The sequence below is a fragment of the Methylocella sp. genome, assembly GCF_044226135.1.
In the GTDB taxonomy this organism is placed as follows: Bacteria; Pseudomonadota; Alphaproteobacteria; order Rhizobiales; family Beijerinckiaceae; genus Methylocapsa.
Genome location: NZ_JBGAHM010000007.1, coordinates 89,637 through 108,853, shown reverse-complemented (window position 1 = coordinate 108,853; position 19,217 = coordinate 89,637). Strand labels below are relative to the sequence as shown.

Genomic DNA, 19,217 nt, shown 5'->3' with positions numbered 1-19,217 from the left:
GCCTTGCGCCCCGCCTTCAGCGCGCGTCGGTGAGGTCGAGCGCGAAAAGCTGCCTGATGCGGTCGGAAAAGCGCCGCGCCGAATGTTCGGAGCGGCGCCTGGCCGCGGCGCTCTCGTCGTTCTGCCGCATCGCGCGATGCCGCGCCAGAGCTTCGCCCAGAACGCGCGACAGCTCCGGCCGCTCGCGCAGGATCGGGGCGAGATCCTCGGCCCCGATCTCATAGACGATCGCGCGGGTCACGGCGCGCAGCGCGCCATGCTGCGGCTCGCCGAGCAAAAGCCCGTCCTCCCCGAAATAATCGCCGGAGCCGAGACGCACAAGCTCATGCTCGCGCCCGTCGCGCCCCTCGATCACGGCCACGGCGCCGGTCAGCACCACGCCGAGCGCGTCGGCGACGACGCCGCGGCCGATCACCTCGTCGCCCGGCGCATATTCGCGCCGGCGCATCTTGGCGGCGAGGGCGGCGCGGTCCTCGAGCGCCAGCGAGGCGAACAGCGGCAGATTTCCGGCGAGCCGCCGCGCCGCGTCGACGGCGACGTCGGCCTCGTGCGGCGGGGCGGCGTCGCCGGCCTCGGGCGCGAAGCGCAGCCCCGCCGCCGCGACATGGCGGTAGAGATGGTCGAACATCTCGTTGCGGGCGGCGTCGACCTGCGTGCGGTCGGGCGCCCGGCCCTTGAGTTCGAGCTCGATCGCGGTCGCGCTCAGCGACCTGATCACCACGCCGGGCGCCGGATCATGCAGGATCAGGTTGCAGCTCGCGAGCGCGTCGCGCGCCATGTCGACGACGTCGTCGGGGGGGAGGGTCGGGCGCAGCCGCGCCACGAGCTTGGCGTCGCGCGCGGACTCGGGCCAGCTCTGGTTGACGATGCGCGCCTTGGCCATGACGCTGTTCGGAACGATCGCGAGGTCATGCGTTCCGGTGAGCAGATGCACGTTCTGCCAGTTGGTCTCGACGACCTTGCCCTCGACGCCATTGTCGAGCGCGATCCAGTCGCCGATGCGGTAGGCGCCTCCAAGACCGATGGCGACGCCCGAGAAGACGTCGGACAGCGTGCTCTGCAGGGCGAGGCCGAGGATGATCGCGACCGCCCCCGAGGTCGCGAACACCGCGCCGACCGGGACCTCGAACAATTGCCCGAGAATGGCGACGACGACGCAGAGATAGACGAGGACGCCGATCAGCTGCCGGAACAGGCGGCTTTCGCGCGGCTTGCGCTCGAAGATGACGAAGACCTCGGCGGCGCCGGTGACGCAGCGGGCGAGGCTGACCCACCACAGCGCCGACACGACATAGACGCCAAGCCGCTGCGCCGGGCGAAGCGCGGACAGGTTCGGCTCATAGGGCGTGACGCCATGGCCGAGCAGAAGCAGGGTGAAGGCCGCAAACATCGCGATGCGGCCGGCGAGGCGCACCGGCGCGTCGCGCCGCAGGAGCAGGATCGCGGCCCCGCCGCAGCCAAGGATAAAAGCCGCGCAGAGGACCGCGAAGGAGGACTGGCCGGCAAGGTCGCCAAGGCTGGGAAGGCTCGAAAGCGTCGTCTCCATCCTGGCGTCCCCCCGGCCCGCCGGCCCATGGCGCCGCTCAGAGCTCGGCGGCGACCGCCGCGCCGGCGTAGGCGATCTGCGCGTCCTGCGGCGACTGCACGCCCGAGACGCCGATGGCCCCGACGATCGAGCCCTGGTTGAACAGCGGCAGGCCGCCTTCGATCGGGGTCGCGCCGGGCAGCGACATCATGACGAGCCGCCCGCCCGCGACCGCCTCCTCGATGCCCTTGGTCGGGCGCTTGAACAGGAAGGCGGTGCGCGCCTTCTCCTGCGAGACGACGATCGAGCCGGGCGGCGCCTCGTCGGCGCGCTGCAGATAGAGAAGATTGCCGCCCTCGTCGAGAATGGCGATGGTCACGCGCCATTCGTTCTTCTGCGCCTCGGCCTCCGCCGCGGCGGCGATGGCTTTGGCGTCGGCGAGAGTAAGAGCCTTCTTGAGATACATATTTCGGTCGCCCCTTCGACATCCGCGCGTCGGATTCGCTTTGCGCAGCCTACGCCTTTTAGGGGAAGCGAAAACGAAAATGGAGCGGTTTCGCACGAACGCGACGCAAAATCTGCGCGCCCCCCGGGGCGGCCGCCGCGCGCGGCGGCTTTCAGGCCGGGCGCGGCGCCGCGCCGTTCAGGAACAGGGCGATCGCGGCGCGGGCGAGGGCGCGCCGTTCCTCAGGCCCGGGCGGGGGCCTGAGGCCAATGAGGCACTGCTGGCGCACGCCGCCCGCCAGCATGTCGAGGAAATGGGCGGCCGCCGCGCCGGCGTCCCCCACGGCGAGCTCGCCGCCGGCGCGCCGGCGCTCCATGAAGGCTGAAAGAAAGGCGTGGGTGCGGGCCGGGCCGCGCGCCCAGTAGCGCTCGGCGAGCGCCGGGATGCGCGCGCTTTCGGCGATCAGCAGCCGGCGCAGCGCCAGCGCCTTGGGCGAGGTGACGGCGGCGAGATAGCGTTCGCTGAAAAAGGCCAGCGCCTCCTCGAGCGGCAGGAGCTCGAGGTCCTGCGGCGCCATGCCGACGAGCATGGTCTCGCAGATCTCCGTGACCAGCGCCTCGAACAGGCCCTGCTTGTCGCCGAAAAGCGCGTAAAGGGTCTGGCGCGAGCCGCCCGAGCGCGAGATCACGTCCTCGATCGTGGTCGCGGCGAAGCCTTTTTCCTCGAAGGCCGCGCGCGCGGCGGCGAGAAAGGCGGCGCGCCGGGCGGCGAGCCGCGCCCCGCCGCGCGCCGGCGCGGGGTCGTCAAGCGGAAAGGCGGGTTCGGCGGGCGGGTTCCGCGCGGTCATCATTCAAAGTTGAGCGATCCGGGATGGACGGTCCGGCGTTGCGTACTGTACCATACAGTACGCCGCCTTGTCGTAAAATCCATGCCCTTCGCCTGAGGCCGGCCGCCTTCGCCGTTCGGCCGGGCGCGGGGCGCAGGGCCCAATCGTCCGCCTTTTCTTCCGCGCGCGCCGGCTCCCGGGCGCCGCGACGGTCTGGAGCCGCCATGGGCCTCGTCGCCTTCGCCCTGCGTTTTCGCCACACCTTCTATGTGCTGGCGCTGATGATGCTGTTCCTCGGCGGGGCGGCGATCCTGACGACGCCGAAGGACATCTTCCCCAACGTCAACATCCCGGTCGTCACCGTCATCTGGCAATACGCCGGCCTGACGCCCGACGAGATGGAGGCGCGGGTCACGACCTATAGCGAATATTCGATCAGCTCCAACGTCAACGACATCCGCAACATCGAGAGCCAGACGCTGGCCGGGATCGCGGTCGAGAAGATCTATTTCCAGCCCAATGTGAACGTCGACCTCGCCATCGCCCAGGTGGTTTCGGCGTCAAACTCGATCAGGGCGCTGATGCCGCCGGGCATCAACCCGCCGATCGTGGTGCAGTTCAACGCCTCCTCGGCGCCCGTGCTGCAGCTCTCGCTGAGCTCCGACAGGCTCAACGAGCAGCAGCTTTATGACTACGGCATCTACCAGATGCGCCAGGCGCTCGCGCCCATTGCGGGCATCACCCTGCCGACGCCCTATGGCGGCAAGTACCGCCAGATCATGGTCGACCTCGACCCCGACGCGCTCAGCGCGCGCGGCCTCACGCCCGACGACGTGCTGCGCGCCGTCAACGCGCAGAGCCTCACCCTGCCGTCCGGCGACGTCAAGCTCGGCGACCAGCAGTTCATCGTCAAGGTCAACGCCTCCGCGCCCTCGATCGAGGACCTGAACCACATTCCGGTCAAGAAGGACGGCGGGGCGACGGTGTTTTTATCCGACGTCGCCCATGTGCGCGACGGCTGGGCCGTGCAGCAGAACATCGTGCGCGCGGAGGGCAAGCGCTCGGTGCTGCTGACCATCATCAAGAACGGCAACGCCTCGACGCTCGACGTCGTGAACAGGGTCAAGGCGGCCCTGCCCGAGATCCAGAAGGCCGCCCCGCCCGGCATGGAGATCAAGCTCCTGTTCGACCAGTCGACCTTCGTCGAGCACGCGATCGAGGCCGTGCTGCACGAGGGCGCGATCGCGGCCGGGCTCACCGCCGCGATGATCCTCCTGTTCCTCGGCTCATGGCGCTCGACGCTCGTCGTCATGGTGTCGATCCCGCTGTCGATCCTGACCTCGATCGCGGTCCTTTCGGCGCTCGGCCAGACCATCAACACCATGACGCTCGGCGGCCTCGCCCTCGCCGTCGGCATCCTCGTCGACGATTCGACGGTGACCATCGAGAACACCCACCGGCTGCTCGAGGAGGGCGAGGACTTCGACACGGCGGTGCTCGAGGGCGCGGCCGGCATCGCCGTGCCGACGCTGATCTCGACGCTCGCCATCTGCTGCGTGTTCGTCGCCGTGTTCTTTTTGCAGGGAGCCGCGCGCTATCTGTTCTCCCCGCTCGCCATGGCGGTGGTGTTCGCCATGCTCGCCTCCTACGGCATCTCGCGCACGCTGACCCCGATCATGATCTCGCTGCTCGTGCGCAAGGAGCACGCGCAGCGCCACAGCGGCGAAAAGGACTGGCTGACGCGATTTCACGACCGCTTCAACGCCGGTTTCGACCGCTTCCGCAGCTATTACGCCTGGCTGCTCGCCGGCGTCCTGCGGCGCAGGATCGCGACGCCGCTCGTCGCGCTCGCCGTCGTCCTTGGCGCCGGCGCGCTCGCGCTCGACGTCGGCCGCGACTTCTTCCCCCAGGTCGATTCGGGCCTGATCCAGCTGCATGTGCGGGCGCCGGCGCGCACCCGCATCGAGCGCACCGAGCAGATCTTCCAGGACGTCGAGGACAAGATCCGCGCCCTGCTGCCGCCGCATGAGCTGAAGCTCACGCTCGACAACATCGGCCTGCCGGCGCGCGTCTACAATCTCGCCTTCACCGACGGCAGCGCGATCGGCGTCAACGACGGCGTGATCCAGCTCGAACTCGGCGAGGGCCACAGGCCGACCGAGGAGATCGTCGCCCTGCTGCGCGCCGAACTGCCGAAGGCCTTCCCCGACGTGATCTTCTACTTCCAGCCGGCCGACCTCGTGACGCAGGTTCTGAACTTCGGCGTGCCGACCCAGATCGACGTCCAGATCCAGGGCCGCGACCGCGAGAACAACAAGCGCGTGGCGAAGCTTTTCGCGCAGCGCATGAACGAGCTTCCGGGCTTCGCCGACGTGCATGTCCAGCAGGAGCTCGACGCGCCGCAGCTCTATTACACGATCGACCGCACGCGCGCGCAGCAGCTCGGCCTCAACATGCAGCAGGCGGCGAACAGCCTGAACATCTCGCTGTCGTCCTCGGCGCAGGTCTCGCCCAACTTCTGGTCGGACCCCAGGACCGGCATCCCCTACTACATGCCGGCGCAGACGCCCGAATACCGCATCGCCACCAAGAACCAGCTCGACAACACGCCGCTCGCCGCCAGCGTCGACGCGAGCGGCACGCCGGTGCCGACGCTGCTCGGCAACATCGCCTCGGCGGAGCGCCGCTCGGTGCAGTCCGTCTACGCCCATTCGAACATCCAGCCGGTCTATGACGTCTACGCCAGCGTGCAGCGGCGCGACCTCGGCTCGGCGGCGGCCGACCTCAAAAAGCTCGTCGCCGAGCTTTCGCCCGAGCTCACGCCCGGCAACCGCATCGTGCTGCGCGGCCAGATCGAGAGCATGGAGTCGGCCTTCGGCAATCTGACGCTCGGCCTGCTGTTCGCCGCGGTGTTCGTCTATATGTTGATGGTGGTGAACTATCAGAGCTTCGTCGATCCGCTCGCGGTCATCTGCGCGCTGCCGGGCGCGGGGGCGGGCATCGTGCTGATGCTCTATGTCACCGGCACGAGCTTCAGCGTGCCGTCGCTGATGGGGGCGATCATGGCGATCGGCGTCGCCTCGGCCAATTCGATCCTGCTCGTCACCTTCGCGCGCGAGCAGCGCCAGCTCGGCATGAGCGCGCATGACGCCGCCCTGCTCGCCGGCGAGACAAGGCTGCGCCCGGTGCTGATGACGGCGGCGGCGATGATCGTCGGCATGGCGCCGATGGCGATCGGCGGCCCGGGCGCGGAGCAGAACGCCGTGCTCGCGCGCTCGGTGATCGGCGGCGTCGCGGTCGGAACCCTGACCACGCTGCTGTTCGTTCCCTTCCTGTATTCCTTCTTCGGACGTTTCGAGCATGTCGAGCCGCAGGGCGAGACGGCCGAGGCCTCCGGCCCGCACGCGGCCGCCGCCGCCCAAGGATCGGCGTCATGAACAGCGCTCCCCCCAAAGACGGCTTCAAGACGGACCATGGCCACGCGCGCCAGCCCGACCCGGGGCTCTGCGAGACCGCGCGCCAGGAAAAAAGCCGGCGCCGCCTCGCGTTTCTTCTCGGCGCTTTCGCGCTCGTCGCCGTCGGCGGGCTCGTCGCCGTCGGCGCCGCCTCGCGCGCCAGCCGGAGCGGCCTCGCCGCCGCCGCGGTCGAAGAGCGCCGGGCGCTCGTCCCGACCGTGCGCGCGGCGACGATGACCGAGGTCGCCGCGCCCCGCAAGCTGCTGCTCACCGGCAATATGGCGCCGTTCGAGAGCGCCACCATCTATGCCCGCGCCACCGGCTATATCGCCGAGCGGCGCGTCGACATCGGCTCAAAGGTGAAGAAGGGCGACGTGCTGGCGGTGATCGCCGCGCCCGAGCTCGACCACCAGCTCGAACAGGCGAAGGCGCAGCTGCTCCAGAACCAGGCGGCGGTGCGGCAGGCCGAAGCCTCGGCCGACCTCGGCAAGCTCACCGACCAGCGCACGGCGCGCCTCGTCGCCAAGGGCTGGTCGAGCGAGCAGCAGGGCGACACCGACCGGCTGACGCTCGAATCGCGCGTCGCCCAGGTCGCCGTCGCCAAGGCCAATGTCGCGGCGCAGGAGGCGGCCGTGAACCGGCTGCGCCAGTTGACGGAATTCAAGCAGATCGTCGCGCCCTTCGACGGGGTCGTCACCAACCGCCTGATCGACGTCGGCAGCCTGGTCACGGCCGACGCCGCGAGCGGCACGCCGCTGTTCCAGCTGGCGCGGGCCGACAAGCTGCGCGTGCAGGTGTTCGCGCCCCAATCCGCCGCCTTCGGCCTCAAGGACGGCGACCCCGCGAAGATCACGGTCGCCGAGCTGCCGGGCCGCGTCTTCGCCGGCCGGGTGGCGCGCAACGCCGCCGCGCTCTCGCCCGGCACGCGCACCCTGCTCGTCGAGATCGACGTCGACAACGCCGACGGGATTTTGAGCCCCGGCCTCTACAGCCTCGTCGAACTGTCCGCGCCGCGCCCCTATTCGGTCGTCGTGGTGCCGTCGCAGGCGGTGATCTTCGGCAAGGACGGGCTGCAGGTCGCGGTGATCCGCGACGACGGGACGGTCGAGCTGCGCAAGATCGACGTCGCCCAGGACAATGGCGCGACGCTCGACGTGCGCGCCGGCCTCAAAACCGGCGAGCGCATCATCCTGAGCCCGCCGGCCAACGCCGCGAACGGCATGAAGGTCGAGGCCGCGGCCGAGGTTCCGCAGAAAAGTTGACTTGTTTTATATGCTAAAATAAGAGCCGGAGCCTGCGTCCGGCCGCTCGGGCGCCCGCACGCGAGGGACCGATGAGCTTTTTCCGACTGACACGGCGCGACGCGGCCTTCGCGGCGGCGGCGGCTTTGGCCTGCGCCGCCCTGCCCGCCGCCGTCGTGCCCGCCGCCGCCGAAACCAAAATCAAGATCGGCTACATCCCGGTGCTCGGCTCGTCGCAGCTGTTCGTCATCGAGGGCGAGGGCTGGGCGAAGGCCGAGGGGCTCGATCTCGACCTCGTCCGCTTCGGCTCGGGGCCGCAGGCGATGCAGGCGCTGGCCGCGGGCCAGCTCGACGCCTATCTCGCCGGCGTGCTGCCGCTGCTCGTCGCGCGGTCGAAGGGCGTCGACGTCAAGGTGGTCGCGGCGGGCGCGATCGAGGAGCTCCAGCTCGTCGGGCGCGGCGCGCTCGTCGAGGCGGCGAAAGCCTCCGGCGGCGACATGAAGGCCGCCTTCGCCGCCTTCACGAAGGCGCAGGGGCGCAAGCCCAAGCTCGCCGCCCAGCCGGCGGGCTCCGTGCCCGACACGCTGCTGCGCTACTGGCTCGAACAGACGGGCGTCGACGCCGCAAGCGTCGACATCGCGAGCATCGACATCGACGCCGCGCAACAGGCCTTTCTGGCGAGCTCCGTCGACGCCGCCGTGCTGCGCGAGCCGGCCGTGACCGTGGCGCTCGACCGCGTCAAGGACGCCAAGATCCTCGTCGACGGCCATCAGTTCATGCCCGACCAGCCGGGCTCGGCGCTCGCCTTCTACAAGCCGCAGGCGCTGATCGACTCGGGCGTCGGCGCAAAGCTCCTGAAGCTCCATATCCGCGCGACGGCGTTTTTGAAGAACGAGCCCGACAGGGCCGCGCCGCATATTCTCGCGGCGCTGGGCTCGGGCCTGCTCACTGAGGCGCAGATCAAATCGGCCCTCAAGGGCTCGCGCGGAACCTTCGTCGCCGATCCGGCGCGGATCGTCGATTCGGTGGCAAAGCTGCAGGACTTCCAGGTCAAGCTCGGCGTGGTGCGCAGGGCGACGCCGGTCGCCGAGCTGTTCGACCTCGACCTCTACAGGCGCGTCGCGCCATGAGGATCAAGCCATGAGCTTGGCGCAGGCTCCAGCGGCCGGCGCCGGCCGGCGCCTGATCCGGCCCGGCGCGCTGCGGCCTCATCTTCTCGCGCTGCTTGGCCTCGCGCTGTTCTTCGGCCTGTGGGAGGCGGCCGGGCGGATCAGTCCGGCCATGACCGCGCTGATCCCGCTGCCGAGCCAGATCCCGCAGGCCTTCGCCGACGAGATTTCGGGCGGCTTCTGGCTCGCGGCGGTCAGGAACAGCCTGTCGCATTACCTCGTCGGCGTCTTCTTCGGCTCCTTTTTCGGCGTCGCCTTCGGCCTCGTCTGCGGCGTCGCGCCTTCGGTCGAGGCGCTGTTTTCGGGCGTGGTGCGCCTGCTGCGGCCGATTCCCGGCCTCGCCTGGGTGCCCTTCGCCATTCTCTGGTTCGGCCTCACCCCGGCGGCGGCGGCCTTCGTCATCGCCATCGCCGTGTTCTGGATCAATTTTTACGCCGCCTTCGGCGCGGTGCAGGCGATCGGCCCCGACCTGATGGAGGTCGCGCGCGCCTTCGGCCATGGCGGCTTTTTCGGCCGGCTGTTCAAGATCGCCCTGCCGGCCTCGACGCCGGGCGTGCTTGCTGGCGTGCGCACCGGGCTCGGCCAGGCGTGGATGTCGGTCGTCGCCGCCGAGCTGTTCGGCGTGCCGGGCGTCGGCGCGCGCATGATGCAGGCGGCGAGCCTGCTCGCCACCGACGTGGTGGTGGTCTACATGCTGACCATGGCGCTGCTCTACGCCGTCACCGACATGCTGTTCCTTCTGGCCCGCAGGAGGCTCACCGCATGGCTCCCATAGCGCAATTGCGCGGCGTCGCGCTCGCCTATGGCGAGGGCGCAGGGCGCACGCGCATCCTCGAAAACTGCGACCTCTCGATCGAGCGCGGCGAATTCGTCGCCCTGCTCGGGCCGTCGGGCGTCGGCAAGTCGACGCTGCTGCGCGTGCTCATGGGGCTCGCGCCGCCGAGCGCCGGCGAAGCGCTCGTCGACATTCCCGACCGGCCGGGGCGCCGCCGCATGGCGCTCGTCTTCCAGGACGCCAAGCTGCTGCCGTGGCGGCGCGTCGCCGGCAACGTCGCCTTCGGGCTCGAAGGGCTCGGCCTCGCGCGCCGCGAGATCGAGGCGCGCGTCGCCGCCGCGCTCGACCTCGTCGGGCTCAGCCCGCAGGCGCGGCGCTATCCGCACCAGCTTTCGGGCGGCCAGCGCCAGCGCGTCGGCCTCGCCCGCGCGCTCGCCGTCGAGCCGGACCTGCTGCTCATGGACGAACCTTTCGGCGCGCTCGACGCCATCACGCGGGCCGACCTTCAGGACGAGCTGCTGCGCCTGCGCGAGGCGACCCACAAGTCGATCCTGTTCGTGACCCATGACATCGACGAGGCGATCTATCTCGCCGACCGCGTGATCGTGCTCGCCGGCGCGCCGGCGCGCGTGCAGGGAACGTTCGAGACCCCGACCGCGCCGCGCAAGCGCGCCGATCCGCGCAGCTGGGGCCTCGCCGAGGAGATCCGCGCCGCGCTCGAATGCGTGAGCGAGATCGTCGACTTCGAGATCTGAAGCGGGCCTGAGCCGCTTGCGTCCGAAGCGCCGCGGCTTATCATCCGCCGGCCAGCGACTCATGAGGCGGCGATGAACGCGTATGATTTTTCGCTCAGGACCATCGACGGCGCGGATCTGCCGCTCGACGCTTTCCGCGGCCAGGCCGTGCTTCTCGTCAACACCGCCTCGGCCTGCGGCCTGACCCCGCAATATGACGGGCTGGAGCAGCTTTATAAAACCTATGGCGCGCGCGGGCTCGTCGTGCTCGGCGTGCCCTCGAACGACTTCGGCGGCCAGGAGCCCGGCTCCGAAGCCGAGATCAAGACCTTCTGCGAGACGCGCTTTGCGGTCGATTTTCCGCTCGCCTCGAAAGAAAAAGTGTCGGGCGAGGGCGCCCATCCGCTCTACCGCGCCATCGTCGCCGAAGCCGGCGAGGCGGCCGCGCCCAAATGGAACTTCCACAAATATCTCATCGGCCGCGACGGGACGCTGAGGGCGAGCTTCGGCTCGCGCACGGCGCCCGAGGCGCCCGAAATCGTCGCGGCGATCGAAGCCGAACTCGGCTAGGGCATTTTCAGTGGAAGTCGCAGACTTTTACCTTAAGAAAATGCGTAAGAACAAAATGTTAGAGCGCGTTCGCGACGCGATGAAGTCCGAACGCGCTTGAGAAGGCGCGCCCGGCGGCCTGACGCAAGACGGAGAGACCGGAATGGCCGGCCAGATTCTCGTGCTCGGAGCGACCGGCCATGTCGGACGCCCGCTGACGGCGGCGCTCGTCGCGCGCGGCGAAAGCGTGAAGGCCGCCTCGCGCACGGCGCGGCCGGTCGGGGGCGCGCGCGCCGTCCGTTTCGATCTTGCCGACCCCTCGACCTTCGCCGCCGCCTTTGAAGGCGTCGACCGCGCCTTCGTCATGGCGCCGACCGGGACGGTCGAGGTCGAGAAGCTGCTGACGCCCGTCATATCGGCCGCCGCCGAGCGCGGCGTCGGCGTCGTGCTGATGTCGGCCTTCGGCGTCGACGCCGACGATGAATTGCCCTATCGCCGCATCGAGCGCGTTCTTGCGGCCTCGGGCGCGCCCCATGCGGTCGTGCGGCCGAACTGGTTTTCCGACAATTTTCATGTGTTCTGGAAGCCGGCGCTGCTGTTTGGCCAGCTCGCCCTGCCCGCGGGCGACGGCAAAACGAGCTTCGTCGACACGCGCGACGTCGCCGCCAGCGCCGCGAGCCTGCTCACCACGCGCGGCCTCAGGGGCGAGGCCTTCGATCTGACCGGGCCGCAGGCGCTCGGCTACGCCGAGGCCCTCGCCATCCTCGGCAGGGCGCTCGGCCGGACCCTTCTCTATACGCCGGTCGAGGGCGAGGCCTTCGTCGCGCTGCTGCGCGGCTTCGGGACGCCCGAGGCCGACGCGCGCATGATGGCGGCGATGTTCATCCCCGTGCGCGCGGGCTTTTGCGCGCGCGTGACGCAGGACGTCGAGACGCTCACCGGAGAAACGCCGCGCGCGCTCGAAGCCTACGCGCGCGACCATCTCGCCGATCTCGTGATTTAAGCCGCGCCCTCACGCCCCGTCTTCGTCGAGCGTGAAGCCGACCTTGAGCTTCACCTGGAAATGCCGCACCTTGCCGCCGTCGATATGGCCGCGCGTCTCGACCACCTCGAACCAGCGCAGATTGCGCAGCGACGCGCTCGCGCGCTCGACCGCGACCCTGATCGCGTCGTCGATCGATTCGGTCGACGATCCCGCGAGCTCGACGATTTTGTAGACGTGATTCGACATCGAAGCCCCTTTCTGTCGCGTGGCGCCAAGGACGCGCCCGCGCGTTTCTCCCACAGCCGTCCGCGGCCGCCGGGACGGCGTCCGAGAGTGCGCCCGGCTCCAGACCTTCAGCAAGGCCATTTTGTCACAATCTTCCCGCCAAATTCCGACGCGCCCGCCGGGCCGGGCGAAACCAGAGGGCGCCGCAATGTCGAAACGCGCATGGACCACGCCGCGCGACCAGAACCTTGGCCTCCTGCACGCGAAGAACGCCTGCGGCCTTCATGTCTCGCGCCTGCCGAACGGCGCGCTGTTCGCGCTTGAGCTTGAAACCGGCGCGCGCCGCTTCATGATCAACCAGCTGCTCGGCTCGCCTGTCGCGGGCGGGCTCGCCGGAATCGTGCTGCGCGTCGAGGGCGAGGCGCCGGTCGAGGCGACGGGCGCCGGCGCCGCGCGCTTTGGCGGCGGGGAGCGCGGCTTCGTCTGGGAGGGCGAGGCGCATGGCGTCTCCTTCCGCGCGAGCCTCGCGCTCGCCGCGGCCGCCGCCGCCTGGGTCTGGGAAGTCGAGGTCGAAAATCGCGGCGGCGCGCCGCGCGCGCTCGACGCCGTGCTGATCCAGGACGTCGGCCTCGGCCCGCGCGGCTTCCTCATGAGCAACGAGGCCTACGCCTCGCAATATGTCGATCATTTCATCGCCGCCCATCCGGCCTTCGGGCCGGTCGTGACCTGCCGCCAGAACCTGCCGCAGGACGGCGCGCATCCCTTCGTCATGCACGGCTGCTTCGACGGCGCGACGGGCTTTTCGACCGACGGCAGGGAGATCTTCGGGCCCCGCGCAAGAGGCGGCGCAAGAAGCGGCGGACGCGGCGGCGGGCGCTTCGCCTCGCCCTTCGGCGAACTGCCCCCGTCGCTGCGGCTGCAGCACGAAATGGCCTGCGTCGCGCTTTACGCCCCGGCGCGCCGTCTCGCGCCGGGGGAGTCCGCGCGCTGGCGCTGGTTCGGCCTTGCGGGCGCAGACCAGCCGGGCGCCTCGAGCGAAGCCGGCCTCTCCCGTATCGACGCCGTCGACTGGCCGCCTCCGCCGGCCGTCGCGGCGCTCGCCGCCCCGCGCCGCAGCCTCGTCGAGACGGCGCCCGTTCTCGCGGCCGAGCCGCCCTGCGCTGACGACGTCGCGCGCGCCTATCCGGGCCGTTTCGAGGTCGAGGCCGGCGCGGGCGACGCGCCCGCCTCGTTCTTTGCGCCCGACGGCCCGCTCAACCGGCATGTGGTTTCGCAGGGCAAGGAGCTTGACGTCACGCGCCGCCACGGCGCCATTCTGCGCACCGGCGCGGCGCTGCTGCCAGACGACGCGACGCTCTGCGCCACGGCGTGGGCGCATGGCGTCTTCGCGGCGCAGCTCACGATCGGCAACACCTCGTTCCACAAGATCTTCACCGTCTCGCGCGACCCCTACAACGCGACGCGCGGAAGCGGGCTTCGCATGATGGCCCTCATCGACGGGCGCTGGCGGCTTCTCGCCGTCCCGACGCTGTTCGAGATGGGGCTTTCCGACTGCCGCTGGATCTATGTTTTCGCGGGGGGCCGCATCGTCGTCTCGGCCGAGGCTGCGGGCGAGGACCCGGCCATGATCTTCCGCGTCGAGGCCGAAGGCGCGCCCTTGCGCTTTCTCGTCTTCGGCCAGCTCGCGCTCGGCGAGCGCGAATATGAGCACGCCGGCCGGATCGAGGCCGACGCCGAAGCGAGGCGCTTCACGCTGCGCCCCGACCCCGACTTTCTGTGGGGCGCGGCCTATCCGCAGGCGGCGTGCCACATCGTCAGCGCGACGCCCGGCGAGATCGAGGCGATCGGCGGCGAAGAACTGCTGCATGACGATCCTCATGTCTTCGGCGGCGGCCATGTCGCGCTGCGCACGCGCGCGACGAACGGCTTCTCCTTCGCGGTCACGGGCTCCATGAGAAGCGCGCGCGAGGCCGAAAGGCTCGCCGACAAATACGCGCGCGGCGCATCGCGCGAACAGGCGCTCGAGCCGGCGCGAAGCTTCTGGAGAACGCTCGCGCGCGGCGCGCGCGTCGAGGGCGACGACGCGCTCGACGCCGTCCTGCCCTGGCTCGTGCAGAACGCGCTCATTCATCTCAGCGTCCCGCGCGGGCTCGAACAATATACGGGCGCGGCCTGGGGCGTGCGCGACGTGTGCCAGGGCCCCGTCGAGCTGCTGCTCGCCCTGCGCCACGACGCGCCGGTCAAAGAGATTTTGCGCGTCGTCTTCGCCCAGCAATATGAGGACACGGCCGACTGGCCGCAGTGGTTCATGCTCGCGCCCTATGGCGCGGTGCAGGGCCGCGTCAGCCATGGCGACGTGATCGTCTGGCCGCTGAAGGCCGTCTGCGACTATCTCGAAGCGACGGGCGACTTCGCCTTTCTCGACGAAGAGATGTTCTGGCGCGACCGCGAGAGCCTTGAGCTTTCGCCGCGCAAGGACACGCTCGGCGCCCATCTCGAACGGCTCATGGCGGCGGTCGAGGCGCGCTTCATTCCCGGCACGCGGCTCATCGCCTATGGCGAGGGCGACTGGAACGATTCGCTCCAGCCCGCCGACCCGTCCCTGCGCGAGCGCATGACCTCCGCATGGACCGTCGCCCTGCTGTTCCAGCAGCTCGAACGCTACGCCGCGGCGCTCGACGCCGCCGGCCGGAGCGCCGAAGCGGCGCGGCCGCGCGCCCTCGCCGCGGGCGTGCGGGACGATTTTCGCGCGCTTTTGATCCGCGACGGCGTCGTCGCCGGCTACGGCCTGTTCGACGCGGACGAGGCCGCCGCGCCCGAGCTCCTGCTGCACCCCTCGGACCGGCGCACCGGCCTGTCCTATTCGCTGCTCGCCATCGAGCGCGCCATCGCCGCCGGCCTGCTCGACCCCGGCGAGGCCGACGCGCATATGACGGTCATCAGCGAACATCTGCTCTACCCCGACGGGGCGCGGCTGCTCGACCGGCCGGTGGCCTATCGCGGCGGCCCCGAGAAAATCTTCCGCCGCGCCGAATCGGCGAGCTTCTTCGGCCGCGAGATCGGGCTCATGTATACGCATGAGCATCTGCGCTACGCCGAGCTTCTGGCGCGGCGCGGCGAGACGGAGCGTTTCTTCGAGGCGCTCGCCGCGGTCAATCCGGTCTGCGCTGCGGCGCGCGTTCCCGCCGCCGCGCCGCGCCAGCGCAACGCCTTCTTCTCGTCGTCGGACGCGGCCTTCCGCGATCGCGCCTCGGCGAGCGCCGACTGGGAGGCGCTGCGCGCCGGCAAGATCGCGCTTGAAGGCGGGTGGCGCGTCTATTCGAGCGGGCCGGGCATTTTCCTGCATGCGCTCGTCGCGCATGGCTTCGGCCGCGTCCGCCGCTTCGGCGTCGAGACGGCCGCGCCGCGAACGGGCGCGGCGCGGCTCATCTGGGATCTTGACGCGCAAGCCTGACGCGCGGGCGGGCGGCACGCGCGGGGCCCGCCGTTCAGCCGGCCTCGCCCGTCGATTTTTTCGTCGCCTCGCGCGCGCCTTTTCGGGCGTCCTTGCGCGCCGCGGCCCTGTGCGCCCGCTCCTCTTTCTGCCGCTCATAAGCCTCGTAGCGGGCGCAGCAGGCTTCGCTCGCCGCGGGCCCCGGCGCGAGCTTCAGCTGCATGGCGGCGAGCGGCGCGCCGGTGGCGCGGTCGATCAGCACGGGATCGACCGCGCGGCCGGTCTCCTCGTCGACGATCGCGACCGCCGCGCCCTCCGGCGCGAAATGACGGTTGCCATAATCGAGCAGGGCGAGCAGCACCGGAAAAAAATCGCGCCCGCGCGGGGTCAGCACATATTCATGGCGCTTCGGCCGCTCCTGATAGAGCCGGCGCTCGAGCAGCCCGTCGGCGACCAGCGTCGAGAGCCGGCGGGTCAGCATGTTGGGCGCAATCTTGAGGCTCGCCTCGAAGGCGTCGAAGCGGGTCACGCCGCTCGCCGCGTCGCGCAGGATGAGCATGGTCCACCATTCGCCGACGCGCTCGAGGCTGCGGGCGATGGGGCAGTCCACGCTCTCGAAACTCTTGCGCCGCATGGCCTCCTGCGCCGCCGGGCCGCCTGCGCGGCCCCGCGGCCTCCTTATCTCAGGCCGATTTCAGCGCCTGCGCGTCGATCGGCAGCTTGCGCAGCCGTTTGCCGGTGGCGGCGAAGACGGCGTTGACGACCGCCGGCGCGATTCCCGCGGTCCCCGGTTCGCCGGCCCCGCCCGGCGCTTCCTCGCTTTCGACAAGATAGGTCTCCATCAGGGGCGCCTCATTGATCCTGAGCACGGGATAATCGTTAAAATTCGACTGCTCCACGCGTCCGTCGGCGAGGGTGATCTCGCCGTAGAGCGCCGCGGCGACGCCGAACAGGAGCCCGCCCTCGACCTGCGCGCGCAGCGTGTCAGGATTGACCTTGCGGCCGCAGTCGAAGGCCGAGACGACGCGCTTGACCCTGACCGAGCCGTCGGGCGCCACCGCCACTTCGGCCACCTGCGCGAGGTAGCTGCCGAAGGCGAAGATGACGCTGACCCCGCGGCCTTCGCCTTTCGGCAGGGGGCTCCCCCAGCCGGATTTTTCGGCGGCGAGATTGAGCACGGCGAGCGCGCGCGGCGACTTGCCGAGCAGGGCGCGCCGGTAGTCGACCGGATCCGCCCCCGCCGCCGCCGCGAGTTCGTCGACGAAGCCTTCGACCATGAAGGCGTTATGCGTCGAGCCGACGCCGCGCCACCAGCCCGTGGTCATGCCGGCGGGCGGTTCATGACGCACGTAATCGACAAGCAGATTGTCAAAGGCGTAGGGGCCGGCGGCGCCTTCGACGGCGTCGAAGTCGAGGCCGTTCTTGAACAGCGGCGGCGCCCAGCGCGCCACGATCGAGGAGCCGACGACGCGATGGCTGAAGGCGACGGCGCGGCCGTCCTTGTCGAGGCCGGCCGCAAGACGGTCGTAATAATAAGGCCGGTAGACGTCGTGCTGCACGTCCTCCTCGCGCGACCAGACGATCTTCAGCGGTCCCTTGACCTGCTTCGCCAGGTTCGCCGCCTGCACGATCGAGTCGACGTCGAGGCGCCGGCCGAAGGCGCCGCCGATCAGATGATTGTGGACCTTCACCTTTTCGGGCGGCAGGCCGAGCGCCTTTGCGGCCGCCTCCTGCGCGCGCGAGATCACCTGCGTGCCGACAAAAATCTCGCAGGCGTCGGGGCGGGCGTCGATCGTGACGTTGATCGGCTCCATCGCGGCGTGGGCGAGGAAGGGCAGTTCATAGACCGCCTCGATCTTTCGCGCCGCCGATTTCATCGCGACGTCGACGTCGCCAACCTTTTCGCCGGGAACGGCCTCGCCCTTCGCCGCGGCTTCGCTCATCTGCGCGACGAGATCCTTCTGCCCGAAATGGGCGTTCGGCCCCGCGTCCCATTCGACGACCAGCGCCTCGAGCCCTTTCCGCGCCGCGCCGTAATGGTCGGCGACGACCGCGACGGCGTCGTCCATGCGCACGATCTGGCGCACGCCCTTGACGGCTTTCGCCTTGGATTCGTCGACGCTTTTCAGCGTCCCGCCAAAAACCGGACAGGCGGACACCGCGGCGTAGGCCATGCCCGGCAGACGCACGTCGATGCCGAATTTGGCCGCGCCATTGACCTTTTGCGGCGTGTCGAGCCGCGCCGCCGGCTTGCCGATGAGCGTGAAATCCTTCGGGTCCTTCAGCGGCGGCTTTTCGGGAACGGGCCGCCGCGCCGCCGCCTCGACGAGGTCGCCATAGGGCAGGCGCCGGCCCGTCTCCGCGTGGATCGCCTCGCCGGCGCTGGCGCGCACGCTCGAGGGATCGACGCCCCAGCGGGCGGCCGCCGCCTCGGTCAGCATCACGCGCGCGGCGGCGCCCGCCGTGCGCAGCGGCGTCCAGAAGGCGCGCACGCTGGTCGAGCCGCCGGTGACCTGGAAGCCGATCAGCGGATTGGCGTAAAGCTTGTCGTCCGGCGGGGCTTCGAGCACCGTGACCCGCTCGAGCGGAACTTCGAGCTCCTCGGCGAGGAGCATGGGCAGGGAGGTGTGCGTCCCCTGCCCCATCTCGATCTGCGGCATGAGGATCGAGACCCTGCCCTCGCGGTCGATGCGCAGGAAGGCGTTGGGCGCGAATTCGAACGCGCCTTCCGCGTCCCTCGCTCCGGCGTCGGGCGTGGCGTCCTTCGCCTGCGCGCCGGGGATGCGGAAGCCGATGACGAGCCCGCCCGCGGCGGCGGCCGAAAGCTTGAGAAGATGGCGGCGGCTCGGGGCCGGAGCGCCGGTCTGGTCGAGGTCGAGCATGGTCAGCCTCCCTTGACGGCGCCGGCCGCCTCCTTGATCGCCGCGCGGATGCGGCCATAGGTGCCGCAGCGGCAGATGTTGCCGCTCATGGCGTCGTCGATGTCGGCGTCGGTCGGCTTCGGGTTTTCGGCGATGAGCGCCGCCGCCGACATGATCTGGCCCGACTGGCAATAGCCGCATTGCGGCACCTCGAGCCCGAGCCAGGCCTTCTGGATCTTCGCGCCGGCGGGCGTCTCGCCGATCGCCTCGATGGTGGTGATCGAGGTCGTCCCGACGCTTTCGACCGGGGTGACGCAGGAGCGGATCGGCTGTCCGTCCTGATGCACGGTGCAGGCGCCGCACAGCGCCGCGCCGCAGCCGAATTTCGTGCCGGTCAGTCCGAACACGTCGCGCAACACCCACAAAAGCGGGATGTCGCCGTCGACGTCGGCGATGCGCTCGACGCCGTTCACCTTGATTGCATAGGCCATGCGCGTCTCCCTGCCGCCGGCGCGGTCATGCGCGACCGCGCCCTGGCGGTTTTCGCCACAGAGGCTTTCATTATGATAGCCTGTTTCGGCGCAAAGGAAAGGCGCGGCCTTTCGCGCGGCGCGGAACGGGCGGCGGCCCTACCAGCCGCCGTCGTCGATCCCCTCGCAGCGCCCGTCCGCGAGCTTGTAGGAGATCGGATCGCAGGGGCTCTCGTCGGCGGCGCACATCTTCAGGCACCGCCGCGCCGCCTGGGGCGCCGGGGCGCCGTCCGGCGTCCACGCCCCGGGATCGTCGCCGGGCGGCGGCGGCATGACCGGGGCCGGCGGGCGCTCGAAGAGCTGCGCCGCGGCGGGCGCCGGCGCGAGGCCCGCCGCGAGGGCGACGCCAAGCGCGAGGCCGAAGGCCGCGCCGCCGCGCGCGAGCCGCCTGGCGAAAGCGTGGGACATCGTGTCGGACATGGTCTGGCGCTCCGCCGTCTCGTGCAGGATGTGCAAGCGCTAGC

At 70.3% G+C, this 19,217-nt stretch carries 16 protein-coding genes; 8 read left to right on the top strand and 8 right to left on the bottom strand.

What is annotated here, in order from left to right; translation table 11 throughout:
- Positions 1-16 precede the first annotated feature (16 nt).
- The 3 genes from ACILRB_RS05535 to ACILRB_RS05525 form a co-directional block, all read right to left on the bottom strand.
- Positions 17-1,546: a mechanosensitive ion channel family protein gene (locus ACILRB_RS05535; RefSeq protein WP_395665300.1), complete on the bottom strand. Its 1,530-nt coding sequence runs from the start codon at positions 1,544-1,546 to the stop codon at positions 17-19.
- A gap of 37 nt (positions 1,547-1,583) precedes the next feature.
- On the bottom strand, positions 1,584-1,991 hold the full coding sequence (locus ACILRB_RS05530; protein ID WP_395665299.1) for a heme-binding protein: 408 nt from the start codon (positions 1,989-1,991) through the stop codon (positions 1,584-1,586).
- Positions 1,992-2,142: 151 nt separating this feature from the next.
- A complete protein-coding gene (locus ACILRB_RS05525) occupies positions 2,143-2,820 on the bottom strand; it encodes a TetR/AcrR family transcriptional regulator (RefSeq protein ID WP_395665298.1) in 678 nt (225 codons plus the stop codon).
- A gap of 200 nt (positions 2,821-3,020) precedes the next feature.
- On the opposite strand from ACILRB_RS05525, the gene ACILRB_RS05520 reads away from it, so the two are divergent.
- The 7 genes from ACILRB_RS05520 (at position 3,021) to ACILRB_RS05490 (ending at position 11,722) form a co-directional block, all read left to right on the top strand.
- On the top strand, positions 3,021-6,233 hold the full coding sequence (locus ACILRB_RS05520; protein ID WP_395665297.1) for an efflux RND transporter permease subunit: 3,213 nt from the start codon (positions 3,021-3,023) through the stop codon (positions 6,231-6,233).
- Positions 6,230-7,513 (top strand): efflux RND transporter periplasmic adaptor subunit, encoded by a 1,284-nt coding sequence (locus ACILRB_RS05515; protein WP_395665296.1) that lies wholly within the window; start codon positions 6,230-6,232, stop codon positions 7,511-7,513. Before ACILRB_RS05520 ends, ACILRB_RS05515 begins: the two co-directional genes overlap by 4 nt.
- A 71-nt stretch (positions 7,514-7,584) precedes the next feature.
- Complete coding sequence (locus ACILRB_RS05510; protein ID WP_395665295.1) at positions 7,585-8,622, top strand: ABC transporter substrate-binding protein; 1,038 nt, start codon at positions 7,585-7,587, stop codon at positions 8,620-8,622.
- A 10-nt stretch (positions 8,623-8,632) separates the two neighbouring features.
- Positions 8,633-9,436 (top strand): ABC transporter permease, encoded by an 804-nt coding sequence (locus ACILRB_RS05505; RefSeq protein ID WP_395665294.1) that lies wholly within the window; start codon positions 8,633-8,635, stop codon positions 9,434-9,436.
- The gene (locus ACILRB_RS05500; protein ID WP_395665293.1) at positions 9,424-10,191 is read left to right on the top strand and encodes an ABC transporter ATP-binding protein; all 768 of its coding nucleotides are present in this window, start codon (positions 9,424-9,426) and stop codon (positions 10,189-10,191) included. Before ACILRB_RS05505 ends, ACILRB_RS05500 begins: the two co-directional genes overlap by 13 nt.
- Before the next feature lie 72 nt (positions 10,192-10,263).
- The gene (locus ACILRB_RS05495; protein ID WP_395665292.1) at positions 10,264-10,740 is read left to right on the top strand and encodes a glutathione peroxidase; all 477 of its coding nucleotides are present in this window, start codon (positions 10,264-10,266) and stop codon (positions 10,738-10,740) included.
- A gap of 142 nt (positions 10,741-10,882) precedes the next feature.
- Entirely contained in the window at positions 10,883-11,722 is an 840-nt protein-coding gene (locus tag ACILRB_RS05490; protein WP_395665291.1) for an SDR family oxidoreductase, read from the top strand.
- Between the two features lie 9 nt (positions 11,723-11,731).
- On the opposite strand, the gene ACILRB_RS05485 is transcribed toward ACILRB_RS05490, so the two are convergent.
- Positions 11,732-11,950 carry a dodecin gene (locus tag ACILRB_RS05485; RefSeq protein ID WP_395665290.1) on the bottom strand — a complete coding sequence of 73 codons (219 nt, stop codon included), beginning with the start codon at positions 11,948-11,950 and terminating at the stop codon, positions 11,732-11,734.
- A 187-nt stretch (positions 11,951-12,137) separates the two neighbouring features.
- On the opposite strand from ACILRB_RS05485, the gene ACILRB_RS05480 reads away from it, so the two are divergent.
- Positions 12,138-15,383 carry a cellobiose phosphorylase gene (locus tag ACILRB_RS05480; protein WP_395665289.1) on the top strand — a complete coding sequence of 1,082 codons (3,246 nt, stop codon included), beginning with the start codon at positions 12,138-12,140 and terminating at the stop codon, positions 15,381-15,383.
- Positions 15,384-15,417: 34 nt separating this feature from the next.
- Here the strand turns inward: ACILRB_RS05480 and ACILRB_RS05475 are convergent, their stop codons facing one another.
- The 4 genes from ACILRB_RS05475 to ACILRB_RS05460 form a co-directional block, all read right to left on the bottom strand.
- A complete protein-coding gene (locus ACILRB_RS05475) occupies positions 15,418-15,996 on the bottom strand; it encodes a winged helix-turn-helix transcriptional regulator (RefSeq protein WP_395665288.1) in 579 nt (192 codons plus the stop codon).
- 49 nt (positions 15,997-16,045) lie between these two features.
- A complete protein-coding gene (locus tag ACILRB_RS05470; protein WP_395665287.1) occupies positions 16,046-18,244 on the bottom strand; it encodes a molybdopterin cofactor-binding domain-containing protein in 2,199 nt (732 codons plus the stop codon).
- A gap of 2 nt (positions 18,245-18,246) precedes the next feature.
- Complete coding sequence (locus ACILRB_RS05465; RefSeq protein WP_395665286.1) at positions 18,247-18,714, bottom strand: (2Fe-2S)-binding protein; 468 nt, start codon at positions 18,712-18,714, stop codon at positions 18,247-18,249.
- A 138-nt stretch (positions 18,715-18,852) separates the two neighbouring features.
- Positions 18,853-19,209 carry a hypothetical protein gene (locus ACILRB_RS05460; protein WP_395665285.1) on the bottom strand — a complete coding sequence of 119 codons (357 nt, stop codon included), beginning with the start codon at positions 19,207-19,209 and terminating at the stop codon, positions 18,853-18,855.
- Positions 19,210-19,217: the final 8 nt, after the last annotated feature.